This window comes from Bradyrhizobium sp. ISRA436 (genome assembly GCF_029910015.1).
GTDB lineage: Bacteria > Pseudomonadota > Alphaproteobacteria > Rhizobiales > Xanthobacteraceae > Bradyrhizobium.
Window position 1 is genome coordinate 2,012,272 of the sequence record NZ_CP094519.1, and the last position, 15,387, is coordinate 2,027,658.

A 15,387-nucleotide genomic window follows, 5' to 3' on the forward strand; every position below is an offset into this window, starting at 1 on the left:
TCCTGGAGAGCTTCCGACATGACCGCTGCCACACCAGCCCTGAGCCGCCGCCTCCGCCTGATGGGGGCCGCGATCTCGATCGGTGCTGCAAGCATGCTGAGCTCCGTGCCGGCGTTCGCGCGCGGTCCCGAAGGCATTGCCGACATCGCCGAGAAGGTGATCGATGCTGTCGTCAACATCTCGACCTCGCAGACGATCGAGGCCAAGGGCGGCGCGATGCCGCAACTGCCGCCGGGCTCGCCGTTCGAGGAGTTCTTCGACGACTTCTTCAAGAACCGCCGCGGACCGGGCGGCAAGGGCGGCGACAAGGGTGGCGAGTTCCAGCCGCGCAAGACCAACTCGCTCGGCTCCGGCTTCATCGTCGATACGTCGGGCATCGTCGTCACCAACAACCACGTCATCGCCGATGCCGACGAGATCAACGTCATTCTTAACGACGGCACCAAGGTCAAGGCCGAGATAGTCGGCGTCGACAAGAAGACCGACCTTGCGGTCCTGAGGTTCAAGCCGCCGAAGCCACTCACCGCAGTCAAGTTCGGCGACAGCGACAAGATCCGCCTCGGCGACTGGGTGGTCGCGATCGGCAACCCGTTCAGCCTCGGCGGCACGGTGACCGCGGGCATCGTCTCGGCGAAGAACCGCGACATCAGCCAGGGGCCGTATGACAGCTACATCCAGACCGACGCCGCCATCAACCGCGGCAACTCCGGCGGTCCGCTGTTCAACCTCGATGGCGAAGTGATCGGCGTCAACACGCTGATCATCTCGCCGACCGGCGGTTCCATCGGTCTCGGCTTCGCGGTGCCGTCGAAGACGGTGGCCGGCGTCGTCGACCAGCTGGAGAAATATGGCGAGCTGCGTCGCGGCTGGCTCGGTGTGCGCATCCAGCAGGTCACCGACGAAATCGCCGACAGCCTCAACATCAAGCCGGCGCGTGGCGCGCTGGTCGCCGGCGTCGACGACAAGGGCCCGGCCAAGCCGGCGGGTATCGAGCCGGGCGACGTCGTCGTCAAGTTCGACGGCAAGGACGTGAAGGATCCCAAGGATCTGTCGCGCATCGTTGCCGACACCACGGTCGGCAAGGAGGTCGACGTCGTCATCATCCGCAAGGGCAATGAGGAGACCCGCAAGGTCACCCTCGGCCGCCTCGAGGACACCGACAAGGTTCAGCAGGTGAATGCCAAGCCCAAGGACGACACGGCCGAGAAGCCGGTGACGCAGAAGGCGCTGGGCCTCGACCTGGCGGCGCTGAGCAAGGACCTGCGCAGCAAGTACAAGATCAAGGATAGCGTGAAGGGCGTCATCATCACCGGCGTCGACGGCGCCTCCGATGCCGCCGACAAGCGCCTGTCGGCCGGCGACGTCATCGTCGAGGTGGCACAGGAAGCCGTCTCCAGCGCTGCCGACATCAAGAGCCGGGTCGAGAAGCTGAAGAAGGACGGCAAGAAGTCGGTGCTGCTGCTCGTCTCCAACGGTGACGGTGAGCTGCGCTTCGTCGCGCTGAGCGTGCAGTAGGGCTGTTCCGCACACTGCGTCATTGCCGGGCTTGACCCGGCAATCCATTGGCGAACAAGACTCTGCAAACGAAGGTGGATGGATGCCCGGGTCAAGCCCCGGGCATGACGGTGTCTTGAGAGCTATCCCTCGACGAACTCGTCGCGACGATACCCCTGCGCATAGAGCAGCGCGGTGAGGTCGCCATGATCGATCCGCGCCGCCGCGGCGGCTGCCACCGCCGGCTTGGCGTGGTAGGCGACCCCGAGACCCGCGGCCTGGATCATTCCGAGATCGTTGGCGCCGTCGCCGACCACCAGCGTATCGATGTCATCGAGATCGAAGGATTCCATCAGCTCGACTAGCGTGGCGAGCTTGGTGGCGCGGCCGAGGATCGGCTCGATCACCTCGCCGGTCAGCTTGCCATCCTCGACCCGTAGCTGGTTGGCGCGGTTCTCCTGGAAGCCGATCCTGGCGGCGACCACGCTCGTGAACAGCGTGAAGCCGCCCGAGATCAGGCAGGTGTAGGCGCCATGCGCGCGCATGGTCATGACGACGGCGCGGCCGCCCGGCGTCAGCGTGATGCGCTTCTCCAGCACCTCGTCGACCACGCTGACTGGCAGGCCCTTGAGCAGCGCCACGCGCTCGCGCAGCGCCGATTCGAACTCGATCTCGCCGCGCATGGCGCGCTCGGTGATCGCGGCCACATGGGCCTTCAGGCCGGCGAAGTCGGCGAGCTCGTCGATGCATTCCTGCCCGATCATGGTGGAATCCATGTCGGCCAGAAAAAGCTTCTTGCGCCGGGCGATCCGAGGCTGCACGACAATGTCGATCGGCAGGTCGCCGCGCGCCTCGCGCAGGCAGGCTTCGATCGCCTTGATGTCGTCCTTGCCGGTGTCTTGGCTCTCGAAGGGAATGTCGACCGCGACCTCGTTGAACAGCCATTGCGCCGGGCCCGGAGAGGGCAATACGGCCCGCGCGCCGTCAACGATGGTGGAGTCGAGTGCGGGGCTTGCGGGATTGCAGATCAGCGTGGCAACGAGGGACATGCAGGCGCATTCGGGATTGTTGGACAAGGCCGTGCTTATCGCAGGGCCGACCGCCAGCGGCAAGTCGGCGCTGGCCCTCGAGCTTGCGCAAAAAACCGGCGGGGTCGTGATCAACACCGACTCCATGCAGGTCTATCGCGACCTCAGCATTATCACGGCGCGGCCGACGGCCGAGGAGGAGGCGCAGGTTCCGCATCGGCTTTACGGGCATGTCGATGCCGGCGTGAATTTCTCCGCCGGCGCCTGGGTCAGCGATGCGGCGAAGGTGCTCGGCGAGGCGCGCACGCAGGGCCGGCTGCCGATCTTCGTCGGCGGCTCGGGGCTGTATTTCAAGGCCTTGACACAGGGTCTCTCGGCGGTGCCGCCGATCCCGGCCGCGGCGCGCGAAAATGTCCGCGCGCGGCTGGAGCGCGACGGCGTCGAGGCGCTGCATGCCGAGCTGGCGCAGCGCGATCCGGTGTCCGCCGCGCGTCTGAAGCCGCGCGATCGCACCCGTATCGCGCGCGCGCTCGAGGTGGTCGAGGCGACCGGGCGGCCGCTGCCCGACTGGCACCGCGAGGGCCTGCCGCCACTGCTGCCGCCGGGTGAATTCCGCGCGCTGTTTCTCGCGCCGGAGCGGGAGAGCCTCTACGCGCGGATCGATGCGCGGTTCGACGTGATGCTCGATTCCGGCGCGCTCGACGAGGTCGCTGCGCTGGCCGCCCGCGGGCTCGATCCGTTGTTGCCGGCCATGAAGGCCCATGGCGTGCCGGTGCTGATCCGACACCTGAAGGGGGAGATCAGCCGGGAGGAGGCCGCCGAGATCGGCCGGGCCGACACCCGCCATTACGCCAAGCGCCAGTTCACCTGGTTTCGCCACCAGCTTCCGGAATTCGCCTGGGTGGCGCCGGAGGCGGCGCAACAGTGGCTGGCGAACGCCGGCCTGTAGCCTGGAGGAGCCAACGGGTCGCGGAACGCGCTCGATGACAGGCTCCACGGAATCCGGGATGGTCGATCGAGCCAGATGACCCGGATTGCTCTGCGCTCAATCGGGCTACGGCTCCCTCGCTTTTGATCCGGCGCCCGTCTGCCATGCGTGTTTCGCCGCGCAAAAATACTCGCCGAACGGGCGGAACCTCGTTACACTCCCAAAATCGCGAAAGTATCTGCCTTGCCTTGACATTCAGGCTTTGGTCGTTATGTTCGCGCAACCTTTGGGAAGGTCGAGCCGTCCAGTGCGCAACATTATTACCAAACTCCTTATCGCCGTCGTACCCAGGCACACCGCCGGGGATGGCTAGCGGCCATCCAAAGACGGGCGGTGTGCATGGGGCCTCTCGGGCCCTTTTTTATTTCCCGAAGCAGCACCAAGAGAATCGACAAAAGTCGCGCAAAAACAAGCGCATCCGGAGCGAACCATGACCGACAAGAGCCACGATCCCAATCAGATGACCGGCGCCGCGATGATCGTGCGCGCGCTCATCGATCACGGCGTGCAGCATGTCTTCGGGTATCCGGGTGGCGCGGTGCTTCCGATCTACGACGAGATCTTCCAGCAGAGTGAAGTCGAGCACATCCTGGTGCGCCACGAGCAGGGCGCCGGCCACGCCGCCGAGGGCTATGCCCGCTCGACCGGAAAGCCCGGCGTAGTGCTGGTGACGTCGGGTCCCGGCGCTACCAACATGGTGACGCCGCTCACCGACGCGCTGATGGATTCGATCCCGCTGGTCTGCATCACCGGCCAGGTGCCGACCCATCTCATCGGCAACGACGCCTTCCAGGAATGCGACACGGTCGGCATCACCCGGCCCTCCACCAAGCACAACTGGCTGGTGCGCGACGTCAACGACCTCGCCAAGGTGCTGCACGAAGCCTTCTACGTGGCGACCTCCGGTCGACCCGGCCCGGTGCTGGTCGATGTCCCGAAGGATGTGCAGTTCGCGACCGGCACCTATCATCCGCCGCGCAAGTCGGACGTGCACGTCTCCTACACGCCGCAGGTGAAGGGCGACGCGACGCAGATCCGCAAGGCGGTGGCGATGCTGGCCTCCGCCAAGCGTCCGGTGATCTACAGCGGCGGCGGCGTCATCAATTCGGGGCCGGAAGCCGCCAAGCTGCTGCGCCAGCTGGTCGAGGCGACGGGCTTCCCGATCACCTCGACACTGATGGGCTTGGGCGCTTATCCGGCGTCGGGACCGAACTGGCTCGGCATGCTCGGCATGCACGGCACCTACGAAGCCAACATGACCATGCATGATTGCGACGTCATGCTGTGCGTCGGCGCGCGCTTCGACGACCGCATCACCGGCCGCGTCGATGCGTTCTCGCCGGGATCGAAGAAGATACACATCGACATCGATCCGTCCTCGATCAACAAGAACATCCGCGTCGACGTGCCGATCATCGGCGACGCCGCCAACGTGCTCGGCGACCTCTTGCAGGTGTTCAAGACGGAGGCGAAGAAGCCCGACATCAAGGCGTGGTGGCAGCAGATCGCGCAATGGCGCGCGCGCAACTCGCTGTCCTACAAGAAGAACAACGATATCATCCTGCCGCAATACGCGATCCAGCGCCTGTTCGAGCTGACCCGCGGCAAGGACACCTACATCACGACCGAGGTCGGTCAGCACCAGATGTGGGCGGCGCAGTTCTTCGGCTTCGAGGAGCCGTACCGCTGGATGACCTCGGGCGGTCTCGGCACCATGGGTTACGGCCTGCCGGCCGCGGTCGGCGTGCAGGTGGCGCATCCCGACAGCCTGGTGATCGATATCGCCGGCGACGCTTCGGTGCAGATGACGATCCAGGAGATGTCGACGGCGGTCCAGTACGAGTTGCCGATCAAGATCTTCATCCTGAACAACCAGTACATGGGTATGGTGCGGCAGTGGCAGCAGCTTCTGCACGGCAACCGCCTGTCGCACTCCTACTCGGAGGCGCTGCCTGACTTCGTCAAGCTCGCCGATGCCTATGGTTGCGTCGGGCTGCAGGCGATGAAGCCGTCCGATCTCGACGGCGCGATCAGGGAGATGATCTCGATCAAGCGCCCGGTGCTGTTCGACTGCCGCGTCGCGGCGCTGGAAAACTGCTTCCCGATGATCCCGTCGGGCAAGGCGCACAACGAGATGCTGCTGCCGGAAGAGGCGACCAGCGAAGCCACCGCGAGCGCGTTCGCGGGCGGCAAGGCGCTGGTGTGATGATGCAGGCCACAAATTCCATTGTCATCGCCCGGCTTGACCGGGCGATCCAGTACGCCGCGGCGTCCCGATCGCTTTCGGACGCTTCTGGAATACTGGATCCCCGCTTCCGCGGGGATGACACGAGAGAGGGAAGATAGACGGGAAGACAGGATGTTTGACCTCAGCCAACTCGAGCGCGCGCACCGGATCGTCGGCACCGCGGTGCCGCCGACGCCGGTACATGCCTGGCCGCTGTTGGCCGAGCGGCTCGGCACGCGCGTCGTGGTCAAGCATGAGAATCATACGCCGATCGGCGCCTTCAAGGTGCGCGGCGGGCTGGTCTACCTCGAGCGGCTGAAGCGCGAGCGACCCGATGTGCCGGGCATCATCTCGGCGACGCGCGGCAATCACGGCCAGAGCCTTGCCTTTGCCGCGAGCCGCCACGGCGTGCCGGCCGTGATCTACGTGCCGCGGGGCAATTCGGTGGGGAAGAACCGCGCCATGCGTGCCTTCGGCGCCGAACTGGTCGAGCACGGCGAGGATTTCCAGGCCGCGCGGGAGGAGGCCGAGCGCCGCGCGCAGTTCGCCGGCCTCCACATGGTGCCGTCGTTTCATCCGGACCTGGTGCTCGGCGTTGCGACCTATGCGCTCGAACTGTTCCGCACCGCGCCTGATCTCGATGTTCTCTTTGTGCCGATCGGGCAGGGCTCCGGCATCTGCGGCTGCATCATGGCGCGCGACCTGCTCGGCCTGAAGACGGAGATCGTCGGTGTGCAGTCGACCGAAGCGCCGTCCTACGCGCTGTCCTTCGCGGCCGGAAAGATCGTGACCACCGAGACCAGCAACACCCGCGCCGACGGCATGGCGACGCGGATTCCGGATCCGGACGCGTTCGCGCTGATCCGCAACGGCGCATCCCGCATCGTGCAGGTCACCGATGATGAGGTGCGACAGGCGATCCGCGCCTACTGGACCGACACCCATAACCTCGCCGAGGGCGCCGGTGCTGCGGCGCTCGCGGCCGCACTGCAGGAAAAGGGCAGGCTCGCCGGCAAGCGGGTCGGCTTGATCCTGAGCGGCGGCAATATCGATTTCGATCTGTTTCGGACATGGATCGGGACGGATACGGCGCCGGCCGCCGAGCGGGCGGTGGCGTGATGTGCAGTTTGTTGACGATCGCTTTTTTTCACCTCGCCCCGCTTGCGGGGAGAGGTCGCGCCGAAGGCGCGGGTGAGGGGGACTCTCAGCGGGTTCATCTCACACCGTCCTCGCGGAGGCTCACCCTCACCCCAACCCTCTCCCCGCAGGCGGGGAGAGGGAGTCTGATCAGTTCGGGACACACAAAATGAACCAGCCCGCATCCGCCTACTTCCTCGAAGAGCGCCACGATCCCAACGAGACGCACACGCTGTCCGTGCTCGTGCAGAACGAGCCCGGCGTGCTCGCGCGCGTGATCGGCCTGTTCTCGGGCCGCGGCTACAACATTGACAGCCTCACGGTGTCGGAGACCGAGAACCAGAAACACCTCTCGCGGATCACGATCGTTACCACCGGCACACCGATGGTGATCCAGCAGATCAAGCATCAGCTCGACCGCATGATCCCCGTCTACCGCGTCGTCGACATGACGCTGACCGGCAACTCGATCGAGCGGGAGCTCGCGATGGTCAAGGTCAGGGGCACTGGCGATCACCGCGTCGAGGCGCTGCGGCTGGCCGATGCGTTCCGTGCGCGGGTGATCGACGCCACGACTGAGAGCTTTGTGTTCGAGATCACGGGCAATTCATCCAAGATCAATCAGTTCATCGACCTGATGCGTCCGCTGGGCCTGGTCGAGGTGTCACGAACCGGGGTGGCCGCCATCACGCGCGGGCCGGAAGGAATGTGAATCATGTTGGCGCGCGACTGGTACTACACGCAACGGCGGCGGGTCGGGCTCGATACCGCGGTCGCCTCGATTTATGGCCAGCATGACGACGCCGATCTCCGCGCCCGCCAGGCGCTGACCATGCTGGGCGTCAAGCCGGGCTGGCGGATCGCCGATATCGGCTGCGGCAACGGCGTGCTGGCGACCGAGGCGGCGCTGCTCGGAGCCGAGGTCGACGCCATCGACATCTCGCCCGCGATGCTCGGGCTCGCCGACATCTACGCGCGCGACCGCAAGGCGCGGATCCGAACCCAGCCGGCCGGACTGCTTTCCTTCGCTTACCAGCCGAATTCCTATGACTTGATCGTCAGCGAGTTCACGCTGCACCATCTGCCTGATTTCTGGAAGGCGGTGGCGGTGTCGCGGATTTTCAACGCCCTGAAGCCCGGCGCAAACTTCTATCTGCGCGACATGGTGTTCGTCAGCATGCCCGACGGCGTCGAGCGCGACGTCGAGGGCTGGGCCGACTTCTCGATCAAGAATCACGATTTCGAGCGCGACAGCGTGATGACCCACATGCGCGACGAATACTCGACCTTTGGCTGGGTGATGGAGCGGATGCTGACCGAGACCGGCTTCACGCTGGTCTCCGCCGATTATCATGCGCCGTTGCACGGCACCTATCTCCTGCGCAAGCCGAAGCCGGACGAACAAATCTAGAGAATGATCCGCAAGAGTGGAAACCGGTCTTCCAAAAAGTTCATGCTCAGATAGAGATCCCGACCAACCGAGCGAACCCGAACCAAAAGAAGAACAACAATGAAGCCGGCCGATGTTGGCGTCGCCGTCATGGTCGCGGTGATCTGGGGACTTGCGTTCGTCGCAAGCCGGATTGCGCTCGATGAGCTGCCGCCCGAACTGATGACGGCGCTGCGCTTCGGCATCGCGGCGATGCCGTGCCTGCTCCTGCCCAAGCCGAAACAGGTCTCGTGGCCGCTCCTGATCGGCATCAGCTTCACGCTGTTCCTCGGCCAGTTCCTGGCGCAATCCATCGCCATAGCACATGGCGTGCCGGTCGGGCTCACCAGCGTGATCGTGCAAAGCCAGGCTCTGTTCACGATCGGCCTTGCCGCACTTGTGTTCGGCGAATTGCCTTCGCGCATGCAGGCGATCGGCATCGCGATATCAGCGATCGGTCTGCTGATGATCTGCGGCACCGTCGGTTATGATTTCAGCGTCACGGCCTTCGCCATCCTGATGATCTCGCCGATCTCGTTCGCGATCGGCAACCTGCTGCTGCGGCCCGCGCAGGGCGCGCGGATGTTCGACCTGTTCGCCTGGCTGTGCCTGTGCGCGGCGGTGCCGTTGTTCGCCCTGTCGCTGTTGACGCTGGGCGTGCAGCCGGTGTGGCAGGCGCTGTCGCATCTGTCGCCCCGCGGCATCGTCTCGATGCTGTTCGTCGGCGCCATCTCGACCAGCATCGCCTATTGGCTCTGGGGGCGGCTCCTACGGGACCATCCGGCGGCGCAGGTGGTGCCGTTCGCGCTGCTGGTGCCGTTCGTCGGCTCGGCGGCCTCAAGCATCGTGTTCGGCGAGCAGTTCGGGCCGCTGCGGCTCGCGGGCATGATCACGGTTGTCGGCGGCATCGCAGTGATGCTGCTGTCGAGGCCGCCCAAGCCTCTGCCGGAAGTCGTGTGAGGAGATCATGTCGAATTCGTTGATGCTGGCCTTCGTCACGTTCGCCGTCGTGATGTTCTTCACCCCGGGCCCGAACAACATCATGCTGCTGTCGTCGGGGCTGACCTACGGCTTCCGCCGCACGCTGCCGCATATCGCCGGCATCACGGTCGGCTTCGCCTTCATGGTTGGCGCGGTCGGCGTCGGGCTCGGCGCCGTCTTCATCGCCTATCCGGTGTTGCAGACGATCCTGAAATACGCCGGCGTGGCCTACCTGATCTATCTCGCGGCGGTCATCGCCATGGCCGAGCCGCCCTCGGCGGACAAGCACGCGAAGCCCGGCCGCGGCCCGATGACCTTCTGGGGCGCGGCCATGTTCCAGTGGATCAATGCCAAGGGCTGGGTGATGGTGATCGGCACCATCACGGCCTATGCGGCGATTGCCGCCTTTCCCTGGAACATCGCGATCCAGGTCAGCCTGAGCCTGATCCTGGGGACGGTGTCCTGCACCGTCTGGGCGATGTTCGGCACCGCGCTGCGGCCGATCCTGACCTCGCCGCTGGCGATCCGCGTCTTCAACGTGGTGATGGCCGTCCTGCTCCTGGCCTCGCTCTACCCGGTCTTCATGAACGCATGATGCCGCACCGCGCCATGCGAGATGGGGGTTTCCCCTGAGGGGAAAAATGCTCTAGACAACGCCGGAAATTCACGGGCGGCCGGCGGTTTGTCCTTCCGATAGCCTGATCCATCGGCCGATTTTGGCCCCCTTTGCAAACGAGGAAAACCACGATGCGAGTTTACTACGATCGCGATGCCGACCTGAACCTGATCAAGGGCAAGAAGGTCGCCATCGTCGGCTATGGCAGCCAGGGCCACGCGCATGCGCTGAACCTGAAGGATTCCGGCGTCAAGGAAGTGGCGATTGCGCTGCGCAAGGGCTCGGCCTCGGCCAAGAAGGCCGAGAACGCCGGCTTCAAGGTGATGGAAGTCGCCGAGGCCGCCAAATGGGCCGACCTCGTGATGATGCTGACCCCGGACGAGCTGCAGGGTGACATCTATCGCGAACACCTGCACGACAACATGAAGAAGGGCGCTGCCCTTGTGTTCGCACACGGCCTCAACGTGCACTTCAACCTGCTCGACCCGCGTCCCGACCTCGACGTGCTGATGATCGCGCCGAAGGGCCCCGGCCACACCGTGCGCTCGGAATATCAGCGCGGCGGCGGCGTGCCCTGCCTGATCGCGATCGCCAAGGATTCGTCCGGCAATGCGCATGACCTCGGCCTCTCCTACGCCTCGGCGATCGGCGGCGGCCGAGCCGGCATCATCGAGACCACCTTCAAGGAAGAGTGCGAGACCGACCTGTTCGGCGAGCAGGTGGTGCTCTGCGGCGGCCTGGTCGAGCTGATCAAGGGCGGCTATGAGACGCTGGTCGAGGCCGGCTACGCGCCGGAGATGGCCTATTTCGAGTGCCTGCACGAGGTGAAGCTGATCGTCGACCTGATCTACGAAGGCGGCATCGCCAACATGAACTACTCGATCTCCAACACCGCCGAGTACGGCGAATACGTCACCGGTCCGCGGATCGTCACCGATGAGACCAAGAAGGAGATGAAGCGCGTGCTCAACGACATCCAGTCCGGCAAGTTCGCCCGCGACTGGATGCTGGAGAACAAGGTCAACCAGACCTCGTTCAAGGCGACCCGCGCCAAGCTCGCTGCGCATCCGATCGAGGAAGTCGGCGCCAAGTTGCGCGACATGATGCCCTGGATCAAGAAGGGCGCGCTGGTCGACAAGACCAAGAACTAGGGCCGACATCGCAGGGTGGGCGGCGTCATGCCCACCCGACGCGCCAAGAGCAGAAGGGTGGGCAGAGGCGTGCGGCGCCTGGCCCACCCTTTTCGTTTGTGAAGTCGCGAAATTGAGCCCCGGCTACCCGACCGCCATCGGCTGCTTCTCGAGCCTGTTGTGCAGCTGCCAGAAGCGCACCGTGCGCTGCGCGGTTTCCATCGACAGCCGACGGTAATCCCGCTCAGCGACCTTGAGCGTCACCTCGTCGATCGGATGCGTCATCGGCCGCTTGCACAGGATGGATTCGACCGTCGGCCAGTTCAGGCGTGCGGACCGGCAGGGGATCAGGATCAGGTCGGAGCGGGGACCGAGCATCAGCCGTTCGATCATCTCGATCGGCATGTCGTTGAGCACGGCGAGCGCGACGGTGACCTCGTCGAACTTGCCGGTCTCGGCGAAGTTGTAGACCGCGGCGTCGTCGAGCTCGTTCAATTGCTTCATCAGCTTGACCAGCTCTTCGGCGACGCCGTAGTTGCGACGGGGCGCTGCCGCTCCCGCCTGGGCGATGTCGTTCAGCACCTTCTGGATTTCGTCCCGCACCGCGGGTGGCGCGATCGCCAGCAGGCGGGCGCGCACCGTATCCTTGGCGCGGCGCAGCAGGTCGCGCAGGAGCTTGGCCGGAAGGTCGAGGCGCAGGCCGAGGATCTCGATCAGCTCGTCGTCGCCCTCGGCGCGGGCGACAATGTTGGAATAGCCGTCGTCGGAGAACTGCGCGCTGGCGTTCTTGGCGAGGCGCCGGATCACCCTGTCTTCGCCGCGGTTGATGATCACATCGGTGACGCGCTTGGGCAGGTTCTCCCGCGCCGAGATTGCGAACAGATGGTCCTGTCCCTTGGTGCCGGCGATCTGGAGCAGCGCCTCGGAGCTGAGGCGGCTGGAATGCGTCAGCACCTCGCCGGCGACGCTGATGTCATCGTCCCAGGCGAGGTGCTGGATCACCTCGAAGGGCGCGTAGTCGAGCGGCGCCAGCCGCTTGCTGAGCTCGGCGCGCGCGCGCGTCTCGACGCGTGCGACCAGGAGGCAGAGCACGTCGTCGAACACCTTGACCTGTTCCTCGTTGAGGTGGTCGCCGTCGTTCAGGAACAGATCGGTGACCCGCCGCAGCGTCTGCACGCGCTTTGCGGTCGTTCCGTCCCGGACAGCATCTTCGAGTTCGGCAATGATCGATTGTGCCGGCTGTTGCGCCATTGATCGGCAGCCTGTTGTTGTTGATGACACCCGCGCGCACGATGCCGCGCGCGGTATTACACCTGCGTTAAGTGGGAACCTCGCGCAAATGCAGGTGCATCGCATCCTTAACGGGCAGCGAACGATGTCCCGGACATTCGAGGCGATCAGGATCCGCCTTAAGAGTTTCTTTAGGATGCGGCCTGCTGGCATCCTGGCCCCGATGATCGCGCGACCGCCAACATCGGCTGGGGCACTGCAAGACCGCTGCCTGATCGCCGAATTTCTGCATTGATCGCGGGTTCCATCGCCGTTGCCATCCCAGCAGCACGCGCCGAGACTCAAGGCAGCACCGCGCAGTCCCGCGACGGCAGCACGTTCGAGATGGTCGAGTGCCTGAAGGCCAAGGGCGCGGAGTGGGACAAGCGGATGAACGCCGCTTACCAGCAAGCGCTCAAGGATGCCGCCGACGGGCCGCGCGAACAGTTGCGCACCGCGCAGCGGTTGTGGATCCAGTACCATGATGCCAACTGCCTCTACTACGACCTCGGAGAGGGACCATCGCCCGGATCGACGCCGGCGAATGCATGTACAGCGTGACGGAAGCGCCCGCCGGCGAACTGGAAAATCCCGGCCATCAGTGAGCCATTTTCCGGAGTCACCACCCGTCGTCATGACCGATGGAAAGAACCAGAACGAATTGACCCTGCTTGCGGAGGAGGCGCTGCGCACTCATCCCGGATGCGAGACAGCCCGCGTGCCGACAGTCGCCGCGCTGCCGCATGTGCGGATCGGCCGCAACTGGGAGATTCCGAACGTGGTGTTGGGCGACAGCCTGATCAGCGACGTCGATCGCGCCGTCATGTCGGTTCATCGCCAGCTTGGCCGCAAGTTCCACTTGGTGTGAATAGTACGGCGCTCGTGTGGGCTTAACCCGCTTGCGCCGCGCCGGGGCGTTAGCGATGCAGGTCGAGCAGATGGCCGCAGCCATCATCGATCTGCTCATCGCTGGCATCGCAGGGCGCGTGACGCCTGCAGCGAAAATCTAGGGCGCGCCAGACCGACGCGCGCCCAAATTCATTGCGTGTTCATGACAGTTATATTACGTTTTTATGACACGGCGCAGGTACCGGCTGTGCGGTGTGCCTCCTGGCCTTCGCCAGCCAAGGCCGTGCATTGCGCCGGGTTCGTATTGCGTCCCACCCATGGCGCCCGCGCCACAGCAGAATTCCTCTGTCGCCGCGCTCGCCGGCGGCCTCGTCGCGATCGGTATCTGGCGCTTGATGGCGGTCGCCGCGCCGCATCTCGGCGCCCTGATCGTGATGTTGCAGACCGAGACCGATTTCGGCTCGCGGATCTGCTTCTTGTTCACCTGGGGGATCCTGAGCTTCCTGTTCATCGCGCTGCTGCGCAGGCCGGCACTGTCGGGCGCACTTTCGCTGACACTGGTCGTGGTGCTGGTGCTGCTGTCGCGGTTCAAGCACGACGTGGTCCAGATGACCGCGAATTTCGTCGACCTGATGGTGATCGACCGCGACACTGCGACGTTCCTGCTTACCATCTTCCCCACCCTGCGCTGGTCGATCATCGGCGCCGGACTTGTCACGCTGCCACTGATGTACGCGCTGTGGTGGCTCGATCCGTTCCGCATCCGCCGCCTGCCGGCCGTGGCCGCCTGCCTTGCCTGCACCGCGGCGCTTTCGGCCTATGCCTTCACCTGGCCGGACGAGGCCTGGCACGGTTACTACGACGACGGCTATTTGTCGAAATTCGCGCGCTCGGCCGTAACGTCGGTGTCCGATTTCGTCGCTGACGGCTTCATGGAATCGGATGCGACCGCGAGCGAAGAGCTCAAGGTGCCGCTGGTCGATGCCTGTCATCCCGCCGGCCGGCGACCGAACATCATCATGATCCATGACGAGTCGAGCTTCGACATTCGCGCGGCCGCCGGCGTGAAGGTGCCGCCGGGCTATGGCAATCAGTTCAAGTCCTATGATGGGGTCGAGCGGAAATTCCTGGCCGAGAGCAATGGCGGACCGAGCTGGTTCACCGAGTACAACGTGCTCGCGGGATTGTCGTCACGCTCATTCGGCCGCTTCGCCTATTTCGTCACCCGCATCGCCTCGGGCCGGGTCGAACGCGGCCTGCCGCTGGCGCTGCGCCGCTGCGGCTACGACACGCTCTCGCTCTATCCGGCGTATGGCGGCTTCATGAGCGCGCGCAGCTTTCAGACGACAACCGGCATCCAGCATTTCTATGACGCGCATGACCTCCACGCCAAGGATGTCGAGCCCGACAGCTTCTTCTACGACAAGGCGCTGACGTTGATGGCGGAGCAGAAGACGGCGGGCACGCCGCTGTTCACCTTCGTCTATCTCGCCGCCAATCATTTTCCGTGGGAGACGAAATTCCGTCCCGATCTGCTGCCGTCATGGAAGCGCCCCGGCAATGCGCCGCTCGTCGACGAATATCTGCGCCGGCAGACGATGAGCGCCATCGACTATGCCGGGTTCGTGGCGGCACTGAAGAAGAAGTTCCCGGCGCAGCCGTTCCTGATCGTGCGCTATGGCGACCATCAGCCGGAGTTCTCGCCGCAACTGCTCGACCCCGAGCTCGACGAAGCCGGCATCGGCAAGAAGCTGTTGGGCTACGACCCACGCTACTACGCGACCTATTACGCGATCGACGCCATCAACTTCGAGCCGGTTAAGAGCCCGACGGTGATGGACACGATCGACGCGGCCTATCTGCCGCTGGTGATCCAGGAAGCCGCCGGCATTCCGCTCGATCCGTCGTTCCAGGAGCAGAAGGCCATCATGCTCCGGTGCGGCGGCATCTTCTATTCCTGCAAGGACGGCGCCGAGGCGCGGCGCTTCAACCGATTGTTGATCGATGCCGCCATGATCAAAGGGCTTTAAGCGAGATCCAAGGCCGCAGAGCGTTGTTGGCGTACGCGCAGCTCCGTCCCCGTCATTGCGAACGAGACAACGCAATCCATTCTCACCGATCGTGTGGCGAGATGGATTGTTTCATCGCGTACGCTCCTCGCAATGGTGGTACTACACATCGAGGTGATCGCGGCATGAACTCGACGAACGTCGTTAGACGAAGGTCGCGCCGGCGCGCG

14 protein-coding genes are annotated in these 15,387 nt (G+C 64.7%); 12 read left to right on the plus strand and 2 right to left on the minus strand.

From position 1 onward, the window contains the following. Window positions 1-18: 18 nt before the first annotated feature. Window positions 19-1,515, plus strand: a complete 1,497-nt coding sequence (locus MTX23_RS09515; RefSeq protein WP_280976375.1) for a Do family serine endopeptidase — start codon at window positions 19-21, stop codon at window positions 1,513-1,515. 122 nt (window positions 1,516-1,637) lie between these two features. Here the strand turns inward: MTX23_RS09515 and serB are convergent, their stop codons facing one another. After that, a complete protein-coding gene (gene serB, locus MTX23_RS09520) occupies window positions 1,638-2,543 on the minus strand; it encodes a phosphoserine phosphatase SerB (protein ID WP_280976376.1) in 906 nt (301 codons plus the stop codon). Here serB and miaA point away from each other — a divergent pair. The 8 genes from miaA (at window position 2,542) to ilvC (ending at window position 11,051) form a co-directional block, all read left to right on the plus strand. Beyond that, entirely contained in the window at window positions 2,542-3,471 is a 930-nt protein-coding gene (gene miaA, locus MTX23_RS09525; protein ID WP_280978023.1) for a tRNA (adenosine(37)-N6)-dimethylallyltransferase MiaA, read from the plus strand. The two genes, serB and miaA, sit on opposite strands and share 2 nt — an antisense overlap. A gap of 469 nt (window positions 3,472-3,940) precedes the next feature. Continuing rightward, on the plus strand, window positions 3,941-5,716 hold the full coding sequence (locus MTX23_RS09530; protein WP_280976377.1) for an acetolactate synthase 3 large subunit: 1,776 nt from the start codon (window positions 3,941-3,943) through the stop codon (window positions 5,714-5,716). A gap of 153 nt (window positions 5,717-5,869) precedes the next feature. Beyond that, window positions 5,870-6,856 carry a threonine dehydratase gene (locus MTX23_RS09535; protein WP_280976378.1) on the plus strand — a complete coding sequence of 329 codons (987 nt, stop codon included), beginning with the start codon at window positions 5,870-5,872 and terminating at the stop codon, window positions 6,854-6,856. Window positions 6,857-7,043: 187 nt separating this feature from the next. Next, window positions 7,044-7,586: an acetolactate synthase small subunit gene (ilvN, locus tag MTX23_RS09540; RefSeq protein ID WP_280976379.1), complete on the plus strand. Its 543-nt coding sequence runs from the start codon at window positions 7,044-7,046 to the stop codon at window positions 7,584-7,586. A gap of 3 nt (window positions 7,587-7,589) precedes the next feature. Next, on the plus strand, window positions 7,590-8,285 hold the full coding sequence (locus MTX23_RS09545; protein ID WP_280976380.1) for a class I SAM-dependent methyltransferase: 696 nt from the start codon (window positions 7,590-7,592) through the stop codon (window positions 8,283-8,285). A 99-nt stretch (window positions 8,286-8,384) separates the two neighbouring features. Further along, window positions 8,385-9,263 carry an EamA family transporter gene (locus tag MTX23_RS09550; protein ID WP_280976381.1) on the plus strand — a complete coding sequence of 293 codons (879 nt, stop codon included), beginning with the start codon at window positions 8,385-8,387 and terminating at the stop codon, window positions 9,261-9,263. Window positions 9,264-9,270: 7 nt separating this feature from the next. Beyond that, window positions 9,271-9,879: a LysE family translocator gene (locus MTX23_RS09555; protein ID WP_280976382.1), complete on the plus strand. Its 609-nt coding sequence runs from the start codon at window positions 9,271-9,273 to the stop codon at window positions 9,877-9,879. Between the two features lie 152 nt (window positions 9,880-10,031). After that, window positions 10,032-11,051 carry a ketol-acid reductoisomerase gene (ilvC, locus tag MTX23_RS09560; RefSeq protein WP_280976383.1) on the plus strand — a complete coding sequence of 340 codons (1,020 nt, stop codon included), beginning with the start codon at window positions 10,032-10,034 and terminating at the stop codon, window positions 11,049-11,051. A gap of 123 nt (window positions 11,052-11,174) precedes the next feature. On the opposite strand, the gene MTX23_RS09565 is transcribed toward ilvC, so the two are convergent. Further along, window positions 11,175-12,281 carry a DUF2336 domain-containing protein gene (locus MTX23_RS09565; protein ID WP_280976384.1) on the minus strand — a complete coding sequence of 369 codons (1,107 nt, stop codon included), beginning with the start codon at window positions 12,279-12,281 and terminating at the stop codon, window positions 11,175-11,177. Between the two features lie 270 nt (window positions 12,282-12,551). Here MTX23_RS09565 and MTX23_RS09570 point away from each other — a divergent pair, with 270 nt between their 5' ends. The 3 genes from MTX23_RS09570 (at window position 12,552) to MTX23_RS09580 (ending at window position 15,178) form a co-directional block, all read left to right on the plus strand. Continuing rightward, window positions 12,552-12,860, plus strand: coding sequence for a lysozyme inhibitor LprI family protein (locus tag MTX23_RS09570; RefSeq protein ID WP_280976385.1), 309 nt, complete (start codon window positions 12,552-12,554; stop codon window positions 12,858-12,860). 73 nt (window positions 12,861-12,933) lie between these two features. Further along, on the plus strand, window positions 12,934-13,167 hold the full coding sequence (locus MTX23_RS09575) for a hypothetical protein (protein WP_280976386.1): 234 nt from the start codon (window positions 12,934-12,936) through the stop codon (window positions 13,165-13,167). Window positions 13,168-13,465: 298 nt separating this feature from the next. After that, window positions 13,466-15,178, plus strand: a complete 1,713-nt coding sequence (locus MTX23_RS09580) for a sulfatase-like hydrolase/transferase (RefSeq protein ID WP_280976387.1) — start codon at window positions 13,466-13,468, stop codon at window positions 15,176-15,178. The last annotated feature ends 209 nt before the right edge of the window (window positions 15,179-15,387 follow it).

Excerpts from the sequence above, each read along its gene's own strand:
- MTX23_RS09515 (WP_280976375.1), top strand. The coding sequence starts at position 19 with ATGACCGCTGCCACACCAGCCCTGAGCCGCCGCCTCCGCCTGATGGGG.
- miaA (WP_280978023.1), top strand. The coding sequence starts at position 2,542 with ATGCAGGCGCATTCGGGATTGTTGGACAAGGCCGTGCTTATCGCAGGG.
- serB (WP_280976376.1), bottom strand. The coding sequence starts at position 2,543 with ATGTCCCTCGTTGCCACGCTGATCTGCAATCCCGCAAGCCCCGCACTC.
- MTX23_RS09530 (WP_280976377.1), top strand. The coding sequence starts at position 3,941 with ATGACCGACAAGAGCCACGATCCCAATCAGATGACCGGCGCCGCGATG.
- MTX23_RS09535 (WP_280976378.1), top strand. The coding sequence starts at position 5,870 with ATGTTTGACCTCAGCCAACTCGAGCGCGCGCACCGGATCGTCGGCACC.
- ilvN (WP_280976379.1), top strand. The coding sequence starts at position 7,044 with ATGAACCAGCCCGCATCCGCCTACTTCCTCGAAGAGCGCCACGATCCC.
- MTX23_RS09545 (WP_280976380.1), top strand. The coding sequence starts at position 7,590 with ATGTTGGCGCGCGACTGGTACTACACGCAACGGCGGCGGGTCGGGCTC.
- MTX23_RS09550 (WP_280976381.1), top strand. The coding sequence starts at position 8,385 with ATGAAGCCGGCCGATGTTGGCGTCGCCGTCATGGTCGCGGTGATCTGG.
- MTX23_RS09555 (WP_280976382.1), top strand. The coding sequence starts at position 9,271 with ATGTCGAATTCGTTGATGCTGGCCTTCGTCACGTTCGCCGTCGTGATG.
- ilvC (WP_280976383.1), top strand. The coding sequence starts at position 10,032 with ATGCGAGTTTACTACGATCGCGATGCCGACCTGAACCTGATCAAGGGC.
- MTX23_RS09565 (WP_280976384.1), bottom strand. The coding sequence starts at position 12,281 with ATGGCGCAACAGCCGGCACAATCGATCATTGCCGAACTCGAAGATGCT.
- MTX23_RS09575 (WP_280976386.1), top strand. The coding sequence starts at position 12,934 with ATGACCGATGGAAAGAACCAGAACGAATTGACCCTGCTTGCGGAGGAG.
- MTX23_RS09580 (WP_280976387.1), top strand. The coding sequence starts at position 13,466 with ATGGCGCCCGCGCCACAGCAGAATTCCTCTGTCGCCGCGCTCGCCGGC.